Below are 18442 nucleotides of genomic sequence, written 5' to 3'. Positions count from 1 at the left end.
AACTGCACATTGTGAGTTGGAGGGGATGTGTCCAACTTTTGGGGTGCAGTTCAAATTTTCAGACGACCTTTTGCCTTTCAACCAGCCTTTTGCCGAATTTACTATATCCAGCGCATTGGGCTAACTTACAGGAAAACCAATGCCGTTATGTGTGTTTTATTTTTTCAGTAATTTGGCTGCTTCGACGGCGTAATAGGTCAAGATGCCGTCGGCACCGGCGCGTTTGAAGGCGAGCAGGCTTTCGAGTATGACTTTTTCACCGTCCAACCAGCCGTTTTGAATCGCGGCTTGAAGCATGGCGTATTCGCCGGAAACCTGGTAGGCGTAAGTCGGTACGCCGAACTCGTCTTTGACGCGACGGACAACGTCAAGATAGGGCAGTCCGGGTTTGACCATCACCATATCCGCGCTTTCCTGGATGTCGAGGGCGACTTCGTGCAGGGCTTCGTCGGTGTTGGCGGGGTCCATTTGGTAGGTTTTCTTGTCGGCTTTGCCCAAATTACCGGAACTGCCGACCGCATCGCGGAACGGGCCGTAAAATGCGGAAGCGTATTTGGCGGAATACGCCATGATGCGGGTGTGGATGTGTCCTGCGTCTTCAAGGGCTTCGCGGATGGCGAGGATGCGGCCGTCCATCATGTCGGACGGGGCGACGATCTGCGCGCCTGCGTCGGCATGGCACAAGGCTTGTTTCACCAAAACTTCGATGGTTTCGTCGTTGAGGACGTAGCCGTTTGCATCGGTCAGCCCGTCTTGCCCGTGGATGGTGTAGGGGTCGAGGGCGACGTCGGTCATGATGCCGAGTTCGGGGAATTTCTCGCGCAGGGTGCGCACGACGGTAGGAACGAGTCCTTCGGGGTTGTAGGCTTCTTCCGCCAAGTCGGTTTTATTTCGGGTAACGACGGGGAAGAGTGCCAGCATGGGGATACCGAGCTTGAGGGCTTCTTCGGCGGTGAACAATAATTTGTCGAGGCTTTGCCGTTTTACGCCGGGCATGGAGGGGATGGCTTCTTCCTGATTGCTGCCTTCGAGTACGAAAACGGGGTAAATCAAATCGTCTGCGGTCAGGGTGTGTTCGCGCATCAGGCGGCGGGAAAAGTCGTCTTTGCGCATGCGGCGCATACGGGTGGCGGAAACGTAACGCGGTGGGAAGTTCATAATCGTCCTTTGTCCTTCTGGAAACGGCTGAATCGGCAGGAGAAATGTTTTCAGACGACCTCTTTGCAAGCAGGGGTCGTCTGAAAATGGGTTTGCGACAGTTTACGCTGTTTTGGAGGATTACTGAAGCACCTTCGGAATCGGGAAGGTTATCTGATAGAAAATCAGTCTTCTACCCGGGTAATCGCCCTGAAGACTTTTGTGATTTCTTCGAGCGCATCTGTTTTTAGGATGCGTTGTTCGTTCGGAAACATGCCGTCGGCATTCAGCGGTTCGATGTTTGCCAGCGCACGCCGATATTCTGCTTCACTCAGTTTTTCTTGGCTGATACGCCACACCTTACGGTTGGATGCTTTGACTTCGGAAGCCGTCCACAGTCCGACTTTATGGTAGTAGAACAAAACACTTTGCAGGATGGTTTTCATGTCCGCACCGGGTTTGCCGCTGCCAATGCTGCGTCCGATACGGTTATTGCGCTGATCGACGGCTTGATCGGCGAGGAAGCGGCTGTAATAGTCGGTTTTGCCTTCGCGGATTTCCATGTCGGACAGGTAGGCATTGCCCGCCCTGTCTGCAATTTCGCTGTCGAATTGGGAGGAAATGGCGGCCTGCCATAATGCCTGGCGGACGGCATTGACCTGCGTCCCGCGCCCTTCGCCGTTGGCACGGTCGTCTAAACCTGTGCGTCTGGCAAAACGGGCAGCATTGCTGGTCAGGTTGGTCGAATTTTTGTCTTCTACGCCTATCGTTTGCGCTGCCTTGGGATGATTGATGGCGAATTGCGCGATTTTGCTGCGGCGGCTTTGATCTGCCTGATAGTTTTGGCAGCCGGCGAGCAATACGGAAGCGAGCAGAATGCAAGGAATATGTGTTTTAAGGGTAATATGTGTCATGATGGAACTATTATTTTATTAGAGGTAGATTGTATTATTTAACATAGAAATACAACCAATAGCAAAATATTTTTCAAACGGAGGAATTTAGGGGTGAATGGTTGTTTAAAGGGGTAAAGGTCGTCTGAAAAGAATCATTACATTACCTTTTGCCGGGATTTTGACTGCGGAAAATATTAATAAGCTGTTTGGATTCCTGTAATGGCAAACCGAAATGCGTCCGGATTGCCTGAATATCCTCGGCATTGTTATCACTCAGATTGCGTGAGAGCCATTCGAAAGTTTCGGGCTGTTTCAGAAGCCGTGCGAGGTATGCTTGCTTGAGTTTACGGTTGCGCCACCGAACGAACAGCATGGTGAAAACGAATAAGACAATCAGAAAAATATTGGTGAGGGCGATAAAAGTCATGTTGGAGCGTGCATGATTAGGTGGGAGTAAGTCCATATTATGAATGATTTTTATCTTTCTTACTCAAAAAACTCATGTTAAGCGGAGTAAAGCCCATGCGGAAGCGTGGTACAATATTGTCAACAATTTAAGGCGTTTTCCTCGCGGAGAACGCTGTTTTTCATTCGACATCAAGAGGCTTTTATGAAATTTTTAGACCGTGAGGCGACGATTGCCAAGCCGGGTTTCAACCGTTGGCTGGTGCCGCCTGCCGCTTTGGCGGTGCATCTTGCCATCGGGCAGATTTATGCGTATTCCGTGTTTAACGCGCCGCTGACCAAGCTTATCGGCATTACCGGATCGGCAGCCGGAGATTGGAAGCTGACGACTGTGGGCTGGATTTTCAGTATCGCGCTGGCTATGTTGGGCGCGTCTGCTGCTTTGTTCGGCACTTGGATGGAGCGTGTCGGCCCACGCAAGGCGATGTTTGTCGCGGCGTGCTGTTTCAGCTTGGGCTTTTTTGTGTCGGCACTCGGCGTCGGTACGCATAATCTGTTTCTCCTCTATTTGGGCAACGGCGTGATCGGCGGCATCGGCTTGGGGCTGGGCTATATCGGTCCTGTGTCCACTTTGATGAAGTGGTTTCCCGACAAACCAGGCATGGCGACGGGTTTGGCGATTATGGGATTTGGCGGCGGTGCAATGCTTGCTTCGCCTTTGTCCGTATCATTGATGAATGCGTTTTCAGACGACGTGTCGGTCGGCGTCGCGCCGACTTTTGTCGTGTTGGGACTGTTTTACCTTGTGTTAATGATGTTCGGCGCATTCACCATCCGCGTGCCGGCGGAGGGTTGGAAACCTGAAGGCTATATCGCGCCTAAAACTAAAAACAAGTTGGTCAGCAGCAATCATGTCAATGTTTCCCAAGCGATGAAAACGCCGCAATTTTGGCTGTTGTTTTGGGTGTTGTGCCTGAATGTAGCTGCCGGTATTGGCGTTTTGGGACAGGCTTCGGTCATGATTCAGGAGCTGTTTTCAGAAGCGTCGGTCGGCAAACAAGCGGCAATCGGCGCGGGGGCGGCGGCAGGTTTCGTCAGCCTTTTGAGCCTGTTCAATATGGGCGGGCGGTTTTTGTGGTCCAGCGTTTCCGACAGAATCGGACGTAAAAATACCTACACCATCTTTTTCGTACTCGGTTCGCTGCTGTATTTTGCTATTCCGTCCATTGGCGAGAGCGGAAACAAGGCTTTGTTTATTATTGGATTCTGCGTCATCATTTCCATGTATGGCGGCGGTTTTGCCGCGATTCCGGCTTATTTGAAAGACTTGTTCGGCACTTATCAAGTCGGCGCGATTCATGGGCGTATTTTGCTGGCGTGGTCAACCGCTGCCGTTATCGGGCCGGTCTTGGTGAACTACATCCGCCAAAGCCAAATCGACAGCGGTGTTCCCGCCGCGCAGGCATACGGCGTTACCATGTATATCATGGCAGGATTATTGATTGTCGGTTTGCTGTGTAACCTTGCCGTCAAATCCGTGCATGAAAAACACCACGAAACCGACATCAAAACAGCAGCACACAGCAGCAACCCCGATGACGAAACTGCTGTTTCCGATGCCTACTTGTTGCAGGAAAAAGTTGCGGCAGGCGGTTTTTCGGTTTGGTGGCGTTGGGCTTTGGTCGGTGTCCCGCTGGTTTACGGCGTGGTGATGGTGTTCGTTAAGGCATTGGGCTTGTTCCGTTAAAAGCGGATTGATGAGCAAAAGGTCGTCTGAAAAGTTTTCAGACGACCTTTTTGATATTGGTTATGATTGGAGGCTGTGTCGATATAGCGGGTTTATATGAGATTCTCCATCCAGTCATTTTTGTGGAGAGGAGTTTGGAAATTCGAAATTAAGGCGATTTTTGAATATTTCTAAAAATCAGACTCCTTATGCCTCGAGGAATAACGAAAAAGTCATTCTTATTTTGTATATTGACTATAAATTAAACCCGCTAAGAAAAAAGGTCGTCTGAATTTTCAGACGACCTTTCGGTTTATGGATGGGATGGTTCGGAAACCATATCCGTCTCATCAAAATCCGGTTCGGGATCGCTTTGAAGGACTTTGCCGTTGAGCTTCAGTTCACCGTTTTGCAAAGTCATCTTGGTTTTGACCGTACCGTTTTCCAGCGTCAGATATTTTTCGTCCGCCATGCTGCGGATGGTGCTGTCCACCATTAGACGCAGGGTTTCGGTAACGTCTTCGATACCTGCCTGCCCATTTGCCTCATCGTCGGGATTGACGCTGAAAATACTGCGTGCCTGACTGATTGCCAGTTGTTCGAGCAGTTTTTGCGGAACCGCCATGTCAAATCCGGCTTCGGTTTTTTTCAGCATATCGCTGAGGCTGTTCAAATCTTTTGTTGCCAGACCTTTAAACAGCAGTTTGCCACTGACATCGACATCACCTTGAGGCATCGTGAATTTGAAGGTCTTAACATTTAAGATAGGATTATTGGTAAACAGGCTTGAAGCCTCGTTCTTGGCGGTCTGTATCAAGGCGTTTTGGATTTCTTCTTCGCTCATTTTTTTATCTGCAATTTCGGCAAATTTATTTTTCAGCGCAAGAAGGCCGGAGGCATCCAAGTGTTCGGCGGCAATATTGATGTCCAACGGGCCGTATTTTTCGTCGCCGTAAGTCAGGTCTTGAAATTGGAAGCGGCCTTCGCTGTTGATGAACTTTTCCGCTTCGTGAGTATCGGTTTCAAATTTCAGTTTGCTGACTTTGATTTTTGACGGAGGGATGCTGCCTGTCGGATTGATAAACGCGCCGATTTGTAGATTGGTAACTAAGTTCACCAATTCATTCAGCTTGATGTTGTAATCGATGTTGTCTTTCCACTGGAGCAGGAATTTATCCAGCGTAGTGCTGCTTTTGCCTAAAGACAGTTTGTTGAGGCCGCTTGTGGTTTCAGATTGGAAATGTAGGTTTTCCAGAGAAATGTCGCCCTTGTCCGCCAGTTTGACTTGAAGGGAGGGAGCCAGATAGTCATGGCTATAACTTTGGAAATCTTTTTTATAGTCGGTATGCCCGCTCAGACCTTTCCAGTTCAGCTTGATGCCGGAAAGCTCTTCGTAATCGAAAGCGGGTATACTCAAATCCAGTTTGCCGCTGCCGCTGAAATAGATGGTGTTGCTCATCGTTACCGGCGTTTGTTTGCCGAAGAAGCGTGATAATGCTTTTTCGGTTTCAGGGTGATATTTGAACTCGGTTTCGATGTGCGCCTGAGTGCCTATGTCGCCGGCAAACGGTCCGTGGCTGATGTGGTTGATAACCGTAATCGGCTCTTGCAGGATGGTTTTCAGGTTGTCGGGAAGGTATTTTTGCGTATTTTGAAGAAGAGTAGGTTTCAGGCGGATAACGGTGGTTTCCGTTGCGCTGAACCAGCCACGTTCGTATTGATGCGATTCTACGGTTAGAAAACCGGATTCTTGTAAGAGTTTTTGTTGTGCGGTAAGGCTTTCCTCTGCTTTGATGCCGAGGTAGTAGGGGGTGCCAAGTGCGGCTGCTACGGCTACGGCAGCAACCGGAATAAGATACTTTTTCATTGCTTCAGACACACAGATTGAAAGCATTAAGCATAGCATTTTTTGCTTTGCTTGTCTTTTTGGTGTGGCGGCTTCCTGTGAAGAATATGGGTCGTCTGAAAATTTTTGGGCTGTTTTTTCGATTGTTCGGTAGGTGTTGGCGGGTAGTGTTTGGATATGTCTGTATTAGGTTTCAAATGATGTTCAAATGCAGTTTTTACTGTTTCCGTCAGTTGCTTTGACGGATGGGTGGTGCGGGTAAAAGCGTGGAATATCTTTCAGACGACCTTTAAGGTTTGGGGAAATGTTCAGTCGGTTAGGTTGCGTCCGTCGGAAATGTGCAGGCGGCTGAATATAGTACTGGAGACGAGTGTAATCAAGCCGATGGAAAGCAGGGTGAGGCGGAATGAGAGATGGAGGTTGCCTGCGGTGAAGCTGCTTTGCGACCAGTTTTGCAGGATAAGCGCGCCGAGCGCAATGCCGAGGCTGATGGCGAGTTGTTGGTTGACCGCCATCAGGCTGTTGCCGCTGCCGGTTTGGTGTGCGCGCAGGTCGGCGATGGTCAGGGTGTTCATGGCGGAGAACTGGATGGAGTTGCAGGTGCCGATGAGGAGCAGCAGGATTATCCAGACGCTTAAGGACGTGTCGGCGTCGGGTAGGGCAAGCAGCATAATCAGTATGGCGAGGAGGCGCGTGTTCCAAATCAACACGCTGCGGTAGCCGAAGCGCGACATCAGGGGCTTGATGAGCGGTTTGACAACAAGCGAGGCGAAAGCGACGGGCGCGACCAGCCAGCCGGATACGCTGGCGGCAAAGCCGAACGCGACTTGAAACAATAGCGGCAGCAAAAAGGGGATGGAACTGATGCCGAGCCGGCTGAACAGATTGCCTGTCAGACCCAGCCGGAAGGTGCGGACTTGGAACAAATCCGCCGCATAAATCGGGTTGGCGGCGGTTTTCATGTGGCGGTAGTAGAGCAGGGCGAATGCCGTGCCGCCGAGCGCGAGCAAGAGCGAAAACCAAACCGCGCCAGAGTGGGACACCATTTCCACTGCCAACATCAAGAGACACGCCGCCGAAGCGAAAGTCAGGTAGCCGCTCAAGTCCAGCGCGGTATTTTCGCCTTTGACATCGGGCATAATCCGCCAGCCCAGCAAGACACCGAGCAGCCCTATGGGCAGGTTTAGCAGGAAAATCCAATGCCAAGATGCGTATTCGACCAAATAGCCGCCGACCAAAGGACCGAATATTGGTCCGATCAGCGCGGGCATGACGGCATAGTTGATGGCGTTTAAGAGTTGGGATTTGTCGTACACGCGCAAAATCGTCAGGCGCGGTACGGGTACCAACATCGACCCGCCTATGCCCTGAATCACCCGCGCCATCACCAGCATGGGCAGATTGGCTGCCGCCGCACACAATTCCGATCCGAGCATAAAAATGCCGATTGAGCCGAAAAATACGTTTTTAGTGCCGAACCTGTCCACCAAATAGCCGCTTAAAGGAATCAGCAGGGCAACGGTCAGCGTATAGGAAATCGCCGCCAGCTGCATATTGAGTGGCGATACTTTGAAATCTTTGGCGATTTCGGGCAGGGCGGTGTTCAGAATCGTCGCGTCCAGCATTTGCATGAAAATCGCAATCGCCAACAGCAGGGGCAGCCATCGGGACGGGCGGACGGGCGGCGTTTCCGAAACATTTGATTCGGTTTTGTTCATAGGGATGAATTGTAACTGATTTGGCAGGAGGTCGTCTGAAAGAGGGTAAGGGTAGCAAAAGGCAGCTATTGGCAAATAATATTTTTAATCTGATTCAGTTTTAGAATATTGTTTGAGCAATGTACTTTTAAGCGATGAGTTTCAGACGACCTTTGAAGTTGAGTGATGGAATGACAGTCGTTATAGCGGCAGTGAGTTCATAAGTAATTTATTTCGAGTATTGTTTAATTATGAATATATTAGAGATTGATTATAATGATAACAATTAACATATATAAGGACGATTCAAGATATGTGGGTATTAGGTTTTAGCAGTCATCCGATTCCAATATTATTTTTTAAAATTATACTTGACCGCCTACATGCAATTACTTAAAGTAGCCGTCTATTTATACAAAGAAAAACGGGTACTCCCGTTAACGAAAAAATGAGCGCAATCACCCCACCCAAAATCACTACATTCGACAGCAAGCCGACGGATGTCTATTTCTTCGGCACCTGCGTCCTCGATCTTTTCATGCCCGAAGCAGGCATGGATGCCATTACTTTAATCGAGCAGCAAGGCATACGGGTTCATTACCCGATGGCGCAAAGCTGCTGCGGCCAACCCGCCTACTCTTCCGGCCATCCGACCGAGGCGTTTGATGTCGCCAAAGCGCAACTCGACCTTTTCCCTGAAAACTGGCTGATCGTCGTACCGTCCGGCTCGTGCGGCGGCATGATGAAACATCACTGGCCTACCCTGTTTAAAAATACAGAATACGAATCCAAAGCGGTTGATTGTGCCAACCGCATCATTGAGTTTACTCATTTCTTGCTTGCCATCGGCTACAAGCCTGAAGACAAAGGCGAGCCGGTCAAAGTCGCCGTCCACACTTCCTGCGCCGCCCGCCGCGAAATGAACGTTCATATTTCAGGTTGGCAGTTGATTGACGGTATGGAAAACGTTGAACGTATCGTTCACGACCATGAAAGCGAATGCTGCGGCTTTGGCGGTACATTCTCTGTCAAACAAGCGGATATTTCCGGCGCGATGGTAACAGACAAAGTTGCCGCGCTAAAAGAAACCGGTGCGACCGAAATTATCAGCGCGGACTGCGGCTGCATGATGAACATCGGCGGCAAAATCGCTAAGGACGAACCGAATATGCCGCGTCCGAAACACATCGCATCCTTCTTGTTGGAACGTACCGGAGGCAAAGCATGAGCGCGCGCGAAAATATTTTGGCAAAACTGAAAAAAGCCGACGCATTGCCGATGGAAGAGCCTGCGGTTTTTGATTATTACCGTGAAATGGGTGTTTCTTGGGACAACGAAGTTGAGCGTCTGAAACATTGGGCTGCCGCTATGCGCGCCGTCAAAACCGAAATTTATTGGGTGACCAAAACCGGCTGGCCGCAAGTATTCCGTCAAGCAGCCGAAGGCAAAGGTTTGAAAAACATCCTGCTGTCGTTAGCGACCGAACACGGACAAATCGCCCGTGCCGCGCTGGTGGACAGCAATATCGAACCGATTGCTTTCGAACGCGAAATCGATACTTGGAAAACCGAGTTCTTCGCGAACATCGATGCAGGCTTTAGCGGATCGCAATGCGGGATCGCCCGCACCGGTACGCTGATGCTGTTTTCCAGCCCCGAAGAGCCGCGTACGTTGAGCCTTGTTCCGCCCGTGCATTTCTGCCTGTTTGATACGGCGAAAATGTATAACGAATTTCACAACGCTGTCGAAGGTGAAAAACTGGTGGAAAACGGTATGCCGACCAATGTTTTCCTGATTTCCGGCCCGTCCAAAACCGCAGACATCCAACTGACGCTTGCTTATGGCGCACACGGTCCGCGTGATTTGGTCATTCTCGCCATCCTGCCTGACCACATTTCCCCTGCCGATTTGGAGGAAAACGCATGACTACGCAAACCATCAAGTTCCACATGAAGCCGGAAACTTTCAAACAAAACGCCGCAATTTCCCTTCAAGACAAGCCTTTGCGTAAGAGTCTGCGTACCGCGATGGATATGCTGATGACCAAGCGTAAAGCCGTTTTGTCCGACGAAGAAGAGTTGCAAAACCTGCGTGATTTGTGCGAACACGTCCGTCAGCGCTCATTGTCTAAATTGCCCGCCCTGCTGGAGCAATTGGAAGAAAACCTGACTAAGCTGGGCGTAAAAGTACACTGGGCGGAAACGCCGGCCGAAGCCTGCGAAATCATCCACGACATCATTACTGCCAAAAACGGCAAGCTGATGGTCAAAGGCAAATCGATGGTCAGCGAGGAAATCGAGCTGAACCATTATCTTGAAGCAAAAGGCATTAAAGCAGTGGAAAGCGACTTGGGCGAGTTTATCGTCCAAATGGCAGGCGAAAAACCGACCCATATCGTGATGCCTGCTATCCACAAAACCAAAGAACAGGTTAGCGAACTTTTCCACCAAAATCTTGGAACTCCGCTTACGGACGACGTAGACCAACTGACCGGCTTCGCCCGCAAAGCCCTGCGCGATATTTACAGCACTGCCGATGTCGGTTTGAGTGGCGTAAACTTTGCTGTTGCAGAAACAGGTACGCTGTGTCTGGTGGAAAACGAAGGCAACGGTCGCTTGAGTACTACCGTACCGCCCGTGCATATCGCCATTACCGGTATTGAAAAAGTTGTGGCGAAATTGTCCGATATTCCTCCCTTGTACAGCCTGCTGCCGCGTTCTGCCATCGGTCAGAACATTACCACCTATTTCAACATGATTACCGGCCCACGCCGTAGTGAAGAATTAGACGGCCCGCAGGAAATGCACTTGGTTCTGCTCGACAACGGCCGCAGTCAAGCCTATGCCGAAGATCAAATGCGCCGCACCTTGCAATGTATCCGTTGTGGCGCGTGTATGAACCATTGTCCGGTTTATACCCGTATCGGTGGCGCGGCATACGGCACAACCTATCCCGGTCCTATCGGCGAGATTATTTCTCCGCACCTGTTGGGTCTGGATGCCACCCGCGACCTGCCGACCGCCTGTACGATGTGCGGCGCGTGCGTGGAAGTTTGTCCGGTACGCATCCCGATTACCGAACAAATGCAGCGTTTGCGTGTCGAAGCACAACGTTCGCCGTCCGAAGTCGTGCCGCATCCTATCCGCGGACAAGGTGCATCGCATACCTTCGGCGAACAAATGGCATGGCGCACATTCAACGGTATTTTCAGCGGCAGCAAGGCCTACCGCGCCTTCGGTTGGGCGGCTACCAAATTCCGTGCATTGACACCGAGCAAGCAACTGGGCTGGACGGATAACCGCGTTCCGATGAAACCTGCCAAAAAAACGCTGCATGAAATAATGGCGGAAAAAATGCGCCAAAAAGAAAAAGCGTAAAGCTGAAAATCATAAGGGCAATGACCCATATTTGAACATGATATGTGTCTAAGTTTTTTCTTGTGAAAAGTTAGAAAGGTCGTCTGAGAAGCATTTCAGACGACCTTCTGTTTATTATTGAAGCAAACACAGGATAAGCAAATACTGCTTAGTTTTACTACAAAATAGCAGTTCTTTGCCAAACATAATTGGTATAAAATACCAAACTATTTTTATAGGTCGCAGGCAATCATTTCAGCGCATTTCAGAATGCGAAGCCTGCCTGTTAGATACGGCCTTATCATATAAATAAAGGAATGCAAAATGCCAGACTACCGCTCCAAAACCTCTACTCACGGCCGCAATATGGCGGGCGCGCGCGCATTGTGGCGCGCCACCGGCGTGATGGAAACCGACTTCGGCAAGCCCATCATCGCCGTTGCCAATTCGTTCACCCAATTCGTGCCCGGCCATGTCCATCTGCACAACATGGGCCAACTGGTTGCCCGCGAAATTGAAAAAGCCGGCGCAATCGCCAAAGAATTCAACACCATCGCCATCGACGACGGCATCGCCATGGGACACAGCGGCATGCTGTACTCCTTGCCCAGCCGCGATTTGATTGCCGACTCCATCGAATACATGGTCAACGCCCACTGCGCCGACGCGCTGGTGTGCATTTCCAACTGCGACAAAATCACCCCGGGTATGCTGATTGCCGCCATGCGCCTGAACATTCCGACCATCTTCGTTTCCGGCGGTCCGATGGAAGCGGGCAAAGTCATCGGCGTGGCCAACATCCAGCCCGAACGCCGTTTGGACTTGATTGACGCCATGATTGAATCGGCGGACGACAATGTCAGCAACCAGCAAGTCGAAGAAGTCGAGCAAAACGCCTGCCCGACCTGCGGCTCTTGCTCCGGCATGTTCACCGCCAACTCCATGAACTGCCTGACCGAAGCGCTCGGCCTGTCCCTGCCCGGCAACGGCTCCTACCTCGCCACCCACGCAGGCCGCAAAGAATTGTTCCTCGAAGCGGGCCGCATGATTGTCGAAATCACCAAACGCTATTACGAGCAAAATGACGAAACCGTGTTGCCGCGCAGCATCGCCACCAAAAAAGCGTTTGAAAACGCCATGACTATGGACATCGCCATGGGCGGCTCCACCAACACCATCCTGCATTTGCTCGCCGTCGCCAACGAAGCGGGTGTCGATTTCAAAATGGCCGACATCGACCGCTTAAGCCGCGTCGTGCCCTGCATCTGCAAAACCGCGCCCAACAATCACGACTACTACATGGAAGACGTGCACCGCGCGGGCGGCATCTTCGCCATCCTGAAAGAATTGGACAAAGCGGGCAAACTGCACACCGACGTGTACACCATCCACGCACCGACGTTGAAAGACGCGATTGAACAATGGGACGTGACCAATCCTGAAAACACCCACGCCATCGAACGCTTCAAAGCCGCGCCCGGCGGCGTGCGCACCACCCAAGCGTTCTCGCAAAACCGCATGTGGAAAACCCTCGACCTCGACCGCCAAAAAGGCTGCATCCGCAACGTCGAACACGCCTACTCGCAAGACGGCGGTTTGGCGGTCTTGTTCGGCAACATCGCCGAACGCGGCTGCGTGGTGAAAACCGCAGGCGTGGACGAGAGCATTCTCAAATTCACCGGCCGCGCCCGCGTGTTTGAAAGTCAAGAAGCCGCCGTCGAAGGCATTTTGGGCAACCAAATCGTCGCCGGCGACATCGTCATCATCCGCTACGAAGGCCCGAAAGGCGGCCCGGGTATGCAGGAAATGCTGTATCCGACTTCTTACCTGAAATCCAAAGGCTTGGGCAAAGCCTGCGCCCTGCTGACCGACGGACGCTTCTCCGGCGGCACATCAGGCCTCTCCATCGGCCATGCTTCGCCCGAAGCGGCGGAAGGCGGCGCAATCGGCTTGGTGCACGAAGGCGACACCATCGAAATCGACATCCCCAACCGCAGCATCAACCTGAAAGTGTCTGACGAAGAACTCGCAAAACGCCGTGCCGAAATGGAAGCACGCGGCAGCAAAGCGTGGAAACCGGAAAACCGCGACCGCTACGTCTCCGCCGCCCTGCGCGCCTACGGCGCCATGGCGACCTCCGCCGACAAAGGCGCGGTGCGCGATGTGTCGCAAATCGAACGCTGATTCGGTATATTACGGGCAGGAGGCCATCGGAAACGCTCCTGCCTTTTTTCTGTTTGAATCAATGTTTACGGCGAAACCGTATCCATGACTTATCTCTCAGCGATTTATTTTATTGCTTGTATCGGTTGAAAAAGTTTCAAGCGGGTATCTGATGGAAAATTAGGCAAAAGGCTGCGAAACTTTGATACCCATATGTCAGGTCGTCTGAAACCCGTTTTCCAGACGACCTGACATTGAAAAAAGGACAAAACATGAATATCCGTATCGGACAAGGCTACGATGTCCACCAACTCGTCGACGGTCGCAATTTGATTCTCGGCGGCGTAAATATTCCGTTTGAAAAAGGCCTGCTCGGTCATTCCGATGCCGACGCGCTTTTGCACGCGATTACCGACGCATTGCTCGGTGCGGCGGGCTTGGGCGACATCGGCAGCCATTTCCCTGATACCGCCGCCGAGTTTAAAGATGCCGACAGCCGCTTATTATTGCGCGAAGCATATAAGAGCGTGCAGGCTTTAGGCTGGCGCGTTGTGAACGTGGACACGACCATCATCGCGCAAAAGCCCAAGCTCGCGCCGCACATTCCCGCCATGCGCGCCAACATTGCCACCGATTTGGGCATTCAGACGACCTATGTGAACATTAAAGGCAAAACCAACGAAAAGCTCGGTTATCTGGGTCGCATGGAAGCCATCGAGGCGCAAGCGGCGGTGTTGCTGGAAAAAGCGTAAGCAGGCAAGCACAAACGGCATGAAAATGTTAAGATAATCCTATTGACCCACATCCCATTAAGGAGAACTCATGGCTACTCAAGATGAATTGAAACGCATTGCCGCTGAGAAAGCGGTGGAATTCGTACCCGAAAACGAATACATCGGTATCGGCTCTGGCTCGACCGTCAATATGTTTATCGAAGCGTTGGGCAAAAGCGGCAAAAAAATCAAAGGCGCGGTTTCGACTTCTAAAAAGTCCAGCGAACTGATGGCGCAATACGACATCCCCGAAGTATCGCTGAATGATGTGATGGGGCTGGCTGTCTATGTTGACGGCGCGGACGAAGTGAACCATATGCTGCAAATGATTAAAGGCGGTGGCGGTGCGCATCTGAACGAGAAAGTCGTCGCCAGTGCGTCTGACAAATTCATCTGTATCGCCGACGAAAGCAAGTATGTATCTCGCTTGGGCAAATTCCCGCTGCCCGTAGAAGTATTGCCCGGCGCGCGTTCGCTGGTGTCGCGCAAACTTTTGGCAATGGGCGGACAGCCCGAATTGCGCTTAGATTACACCACTTTCCACGGCAACCAAATTGTCGATGTCTATGGCTTGAATATCGACCGTCCGCTGACTATGGAAGATGAAATCAACCGCATCACCGGCGTTCTCGAAAACGGCATCTTCGCCCGCAATGCCGCGGATTTGTTGATCTTGGGCACAGAGCAGGGCGCCAAAGTCATCAAGCCCGGACAAAATTAAAGGCAATAAACAGCAAAGGTCGTCTGAAAACCAATATCGATTTTCAGACGACCTTATCATTCTCAAATTATGAAGACCACCACCATGCTCAAATGGCTGCCCGTTTTCCTGTCTGTATTGGGCGCATTGGGTTACAGCTCACGCGATACCGAACTTGTTCAATCAGGCGTTCAGATTGTTTCCGATATTACAGACAGCCGTCATTTCGGCTTAGAGGCCGTCGGTGCGCTACTGACCGATACAATCAGGCCAAAGTCGTCTGAAAACGAAGTGGACAAGACTGGCATACATAAAAAAGCCCCCTATACTTATCACGGAAAAATCATCAAAATCCACGACGGTGATACCCTTCATGTCATCGACGGAGACGGTGCAAAACACAAAATCCGCATGGCGTATATCGACGCGCCCGAAATCAATCAGGCATACGGCACACGTTCGCGCGACAACCTTATTGCCGCGGCTGACGGCAAAAAAGTGAAAGTACGCGTATTCGAAAAAGACCGCTACCAACGCGAAGTTGCGCAGGTATCCGTTGGAGCAACCGATTTGAACCTTGTGCAGCTGCGCGACGGCGCGGCATGGCATTACGACAGCTATGCCAGAAAACAGCAAAGCAAAACCGCCTATACCGATTACGCCGCCGCCCAAAAGCAGGCAAAACAAAAACGTAAAGGTTTGTGGAGCGGTAGAAATCCGCAAGCACCCTGGGATTTCCGAAGAAAGGAACGCGAAGCACAAGAAGGACGCGGAAACTCAAAATCGGAAGAAAAATGGTTGGGGATTTGGTAAGAAGGAAATATAAAGCAAGAAGTCGTCTGAAAACTTTTCAGACGACGGCGGGTTCGCATTTGAATGAAATGCAACTTTCCATAACAGAATCGCCAAACAGATCAACCGCCACAAAAGCACCATCAGCCGCGAAATCAAGCGGCACTGCATCAAAGGACAGCAATACAGTGCCGAAAACGCACAACGGCAAAGCCGCCTTACCAAACAGCGCAAGCGAAAACCCTATAAGCTCGATTCGCAGCTGATTCAGCGCATCGCCCCCCTTATCTGCCACAAACTCAGATGCAAAGTGCGCAACCGCATAGAAAACCGACCCGCCGTCGTCGACTAAAAATCCCACATCGGCGATTGGGAAGCCGACACCATCATCAGCAAATTGGATAACTTAAAGGCTGAAGATACTGCCCGGGCGGCCATTAGGGTATTAAAGGTCTATAAAGCCAGAGTCCACACCATCACCATGGATAACGGCAAAGAGTTCTACCAACACACCAAAATAGCCAAAGCATTGAAAGCGAAAACCTATTTTTGCCGCCCTTACCATTCTTGGGAAAAAGGACTGAATGAAAACACCAACGGACTCATCCGACAATATTTCCCTAAACAAACCGATTTCCGAAACATCAGCGATCGGTAGATACGTAGGGTTCAAGATGAGTTGAACCACCGGCCGAGAAAAACACTTGGCTGCGAAACGCCAAGTGTTTTATTTTTGTCCTGTTCCAACGACCTGTACCCTGGTGTTGCACTTGAAATCCGAATTCAAGGTCGTCTGAAAACCCGTTTCAATAACATGAACCTGTTTTTCAGACGACCTGAATCATTTGCCCTTATCGTTTATCAAACCGTTTTTCTGCAAATAATCCCGCGCCACATCTGCCGGTTTTTCTCCGCCTACTTTCACGCGGTAGTTCATTTCGGTCATTTCGGCTTCGCTGATTTTGCCTGCCAGTTTGTTCAATGCGTTCACGATGTCGGGATGCTGTTCGGCAAACTCGGTTTTCATCAGCGGCGCGCCTTGATAGGAAGGAAACAGGGCGATGTCGTCCGAAAGGACGGCGAGGCGGTATTGTTTGAGGTCGCTGTCGGTGGAATAGGCTTCGACGAGGTCAATTTTGCCGTTTAGCAGGGCGGTGTAGCGCAGGGCGGGTTCGAGCGTCGAGAGGCGGCTAAACTGTATGCCATGTTGTTGCAGACCTTTGTAGCCGTCGGCGCGGTCGGTAAATTCGAGGGTAAAGCCGGCGCGGATTTGGTTTTGCACGCGTTTGAGGTCGGAGATTTTGTGCAGGTTGTGCGCGGCGGCGTAGTCTTGGCTGACGGCGAGGGCGTAGGTGTTTTGGTATGCCATCGGCGGCAGAAAGGTCAGCCGCTGTTGTTGGGCGAGCAGGTCTTTGGCGGTTTGGTAGGTCTGTTCGGGGGAAAGGCGGCGGTTTTGCTGTTCGGCAGGGACTTTGACCAGACTTTCGAGGACGGTACCGGTAAATTCGGGGTAGATGTCGATTTCGCCGCTGTTTAAGGCGTTGAACAGGAATGAGGTTTTGCCGAAATTGGGTTTGAGCGCCACCTGCGCGCGCGGATTATTTTCTTCAATCAACTGTTTGTACATATTGATGAGGATGTCGGGTTCGCTGCCGAGCTTGCCTGCGATGGTGATTTTTTGTTCGGATGGGTTCGTTTGAAAAATCGGTGCCAAACTGATGGCGATAAGGATGGCAAGCAGGGCGGCGGTAATCGGCATTTTGTGCTTGGACTTTTGCAGTATGCCGATGCCGCCGCTGACCAATACGGCGAGCAGGGCGGACAACAGCGCGCCGGTAAACGTCATCGCCATGTTGTTGCGGTCGATGCCGAGCAAAATCAGGTTGCCCAAACCGCCTGCACCGATAAGCGCGGCGAGTGTCGCCGTGCCGATAATCAATACGGACGCGGTGCGGATGCCGGAAATCATGGCAGGCAACGCCATCGGCAATTCAATGCGCCACAACGCCTGCCAACGGGACAAGCCGAACGCGGTGTGCGCTTCTTTGATGGCGGGATCGATTTGGCTCAAACCGAGATAGGTGTTCTGAAAAATCGGCAACAGGGCATAGAGCGTCAGCGCAATCAAAACCGGCGGCGAGCCGATGCCGACAAAGGGAATCAGCAAGCCGAGCAGCGCGAGAGACGGAATGGTTTGCAGGATATTGGTTACCTGCAAAACACCTTCCGCCCAACGCCGTTTGTCCGCCAGCCATACGGCGAGCGGTACGGCAAGCGCGACGGCGCAAAGCAGGGCAATCAGGGAGAGGCGGAGGTGTTCAAGCGTCGCCTGCCACAACTCGGCTGGCGGTGCGGGAAGTAAATTTAACATAAGCCGCTATTCAAACAAAAAAGAACTTCAACTATATCAAAAGGTCGTCTGAAAATATTTTTCAGACGACCTTAAAAAGTTACAAAGCTGCGTCGTATCCGCCATCTTCGATAGCTTCAATCAACGCTTCGGGATTGGTTTTTGCAGGATCAAATTCAATGACTGCATTTTTGTTATCCAAACTGACTTCAGCTTTGGCAACGCCTTGCGTGTTTTCCAAAATACGGGTAACGCTTTTCACGCAGCCGCCGCAGGTCATACCGCCGATATTGAGGGTAAGGGTTTCCATAGGATTTCCTTTCTGTGAACGAATTGAGTCTAAAAAACAATAAAATATGAAGAATTAACAAAAATCAAGATGAGGCAGAGAAGCAAGCCATAATTCAAATCCAATCAACTATAACCCCAAATGTAGGGGCAAAGTCAAGCAGGTCGTCTGAAAACATAGTATCGTTAGATTCTCACCGTTTATTATGCTAAGCCATCACGCTACGTTTGATTTGTTCCATTGCTCACAAGTAGTCAGATTGATATTGTTATTTATTAATTATAAGTAATGTATTATATTCGGATAATTATA

General features: G+C 51.0%; 15 protein-coding genes and 1 pseudogene. 9 read left to right on the top strand and 7 right to left on the bottom strand.

Features of this window, described 5'->3' with window-relative positions; genetic code table 11:
• Nucleotides 1-156: 156 nt before the first annotated feature.
• The 3 genes from hemB to RSJ68_06050 all read right to left on the bottom strand — a co-directional run bounded on the left by hemB (nucleotide 157) and on the right by RSJ68_06050 (nucleotide 2496).
• The gene (gene hemB, locus RSJ68_06060; GenBank protein WNU98276.1) at nucleotides 157-1158 is read right to left on the bottom strand and encodes a porphobilinogen synthase; all 1002 of its coding nucleotides are present in this window, start codon (nucleotides 1156-1158) and stop codon (nucleotides 157-159) included.
• Between the two features lie 164 nt (nucleotides 1159-1322).
• The gene (locus RSJ68_06055; protein ID WNU98275.1) at nucleotides 1323-2051 is read right to left on the bottom strand and encodes a hypothetical protein; all 729 of its coding nucleotides are present in this window, start codon (nucleotides 2049-2051) and stop codon (nucleotides 1323-1325) included.
• A gap of 142 nt (nucleotides 2052-2193) precedes the next feature.
• Nucleotides 2194-2496 (bottom strand): hypothetical protein, encoded by a 303-nt coding sequence (locus RSJ68_06050; protein WNU98274.1) that lies wholly within the window; start codon nucleotides 2494-2496, stop codon nucleotides 2194-2196.
• A 147-nt stretch (nucleotides 2497-2643) separates the two neighbouring features.
• Here RSJ68_06050 and RSJ68_06045 point away from each other — a divergent pair, with 147 nt between their 5' ends.
• Nucleotides 2644-4185, top strand: coding sequence for an OFA family MFS transporter (locus tag RSJ68_06045; GenBank protein WNU98273.1), 1542 nt, complete (start codon nucleotides 2644-2646; stop codon nucleotides 4183-4185).
• Nucleotides 4186-4477: 292 nt separating this feature from the next.
• Here the strand turns inward: RSJ68_06045 and RSJ68_06040 are convergent, their stop codons facing one another.
• Together RSJ68_06040 and RSJ68_06035 are read right to left on the bottom strand one after the other, a co-directional pair.
• On the bottom strand, nucleotides 4478-6031 hold the full coding sequence (locus tag RSJ68_06040; protein ID WNU98272.1) for a YdgA family protein: 1554 nt from the start codon (nucleotides 6029-6031) through the stop codon (nucleotides 4478-4480).
• Nucleotides 6032-6318: 287 nt separating this feature from the next.
• Nucleotides 6319-7728, bottom strand: a complete 1410-nt coding sequence (locus tag RSJ68_06035; GenBank protein ID WNU98271.1) for an MFS transporter — start codon at nucleotides 7726-7728, stop codon at nucleotides 6319-6321.
• A gap of 427 nt (nucleotides 7729-8155) precedes the next feature.
• On the opposite strand from RSJ68_06035, the gene RSJ68_06030 reads away from it, so the two are divergent.
• The 8 genes and pseudogenes from RSJ68_06030 (at nucleotide 8156) to RSJ68_05995 (ending at nucleotide 16230) form a co-directional block, all read left to right on the top strand.
• Entirely contained in the window at nucleotides 8156-8935 is a 780-nt protein-coding gene (locus RSJ68_06030; protein ID WNU98270.1) for a (Fe-S)-binding protein, read from the top strand.
• Entirely contained in the window at nucleotides 8932-9633 is a 702-nt protein-coding gene (locus tag RSJ68_06025) for a lactate utilization protein C (protein ID WNU98269.1), read from the top strand. Before RSJ68_06030 ends, RSJ68_06025 begins: the two co-directional genes overlap by 4 nt.
• Nucleotides 9630-11084 carry a LutB/LldF family L-lactate oxidation iron-sulfur protein gene (locus tag RSJ68_06020; GenBank protein ID WNU98268.1) on the top strand — a complete coding sequence of 485 codons (1455 nt, stop codon included), beginning with the start codon at nucleotides 9630-9632 and terminating at the stop codon, nucleotides 11082-11084. Before RSJ68_06025 ends, RSJ68_06020 begins: the two co-directional genes overlap by 4 nt.
• Before the next feature lie 303 nt (nucleotides 11085-11387).
• On the top strand, nucleotides 11388-13247 hold the full coding sequence (gene ilvD / locus RSJ68_06015; protein ID WNU98267.1) for a dihydroxy-acid dehydratase: 1860 nt from the start codon (nucleotides 11388-11390) through the stop codon (nucleotides 13245-13247).
• A 251-nt stretch (nucleotides 13248-13498) separates the two neighbouring features.
• Nucleotides 13499-13978, top strand: coding sequence for a 2-C-methyl-D-erythritol 2,4-cyclodiphosphate synthase (gene ispF / locus RSJ68_06010; GenBank protein WNU98266.1), 480 nt, complete (start codon nucleotides 13499-13501; stop codon nucleotides 13976-13978).
• Between the two features lie 70 nt (nucleotides 13979-14048).
• Entirely contained in the window at nucleotides 14049-14720 is a 672-nt protein-coding gene (gene rpiA, locus RSJ68_06005; protein WNU98265.1) for a ribose-5-phosphate isomerase RpiA, read from the top strand.
• A gap of 69 nt (nucleotides 14721-14789) precedes the next feature.
• The gene (locus RSJ68_06000; protein WNU98264.1) at nucleotides 14790-15512 is read left to right on the top strand and encodes a thermonuclease family protein; all 723 of its coding nucleotides are present in this window, start codon (nucleotides 14790-14792) and stop codon (nucleotides 15510-15512) included.
• Between the two features lie 88 nt (nucleotides 15513-15600).
• Nucleotides 15601-16230, top strand: a pseudogene (locus RSJ68_05995) (IS30 family transposase).
• 102 nt (nucleotides 16231-16332) lie between these two features.
• Here the strand turns inward: RSJ68_05995 and RSJ68_05990 are convergent.
• Both RSJ68_05990 and RSJ68_05985 read right to left on the bottom strand, forming a co-directional pair.
• The gene (locus RSJ68_05990; GenBank protein WNU98263.1) at nucleotides 16333-17862 is read right to left on the bottom strand and encodes an ABC transporter permease/substrate-binding protein; all 1530 of its coding nucleotides are present in this window, start codon (nucleotides 17860-17862) and stop codon (nucleotides 16333-16335) included.
• A 79-nt stretch (nucleotides 17863-17941) separates the two neighbouring features.
• Entirely contained in the window at nucleotides 17942-18151 is a 210-nt protein-coding gene (locus RSJ68_05985) for a heavy-metal-associated domain-containing protein (GenBank protein ID WNU98262.1), read from the bottom strand.
• Between the last annotated feature and the right edge of the window lie 291 nt (nucleotides 18152-18442).

This window comes from Neisseria sp. DTU_2020_1000833_1_SI_GRL_NUU_006, assembly GCA_032388755.1.
Taxonomy (GTDB): Bacteria; Pseudomonadota; Gammaproteobacteria; order Burkholderiales; family Neisseriaceae; genus Neisseria; species Neisseria sicca_C.
The sequence above is the reverse complement of the archived record's forward strand: the minus strand, read 5'-3'. Positions and strand labels throughout refer to the sequence as shown.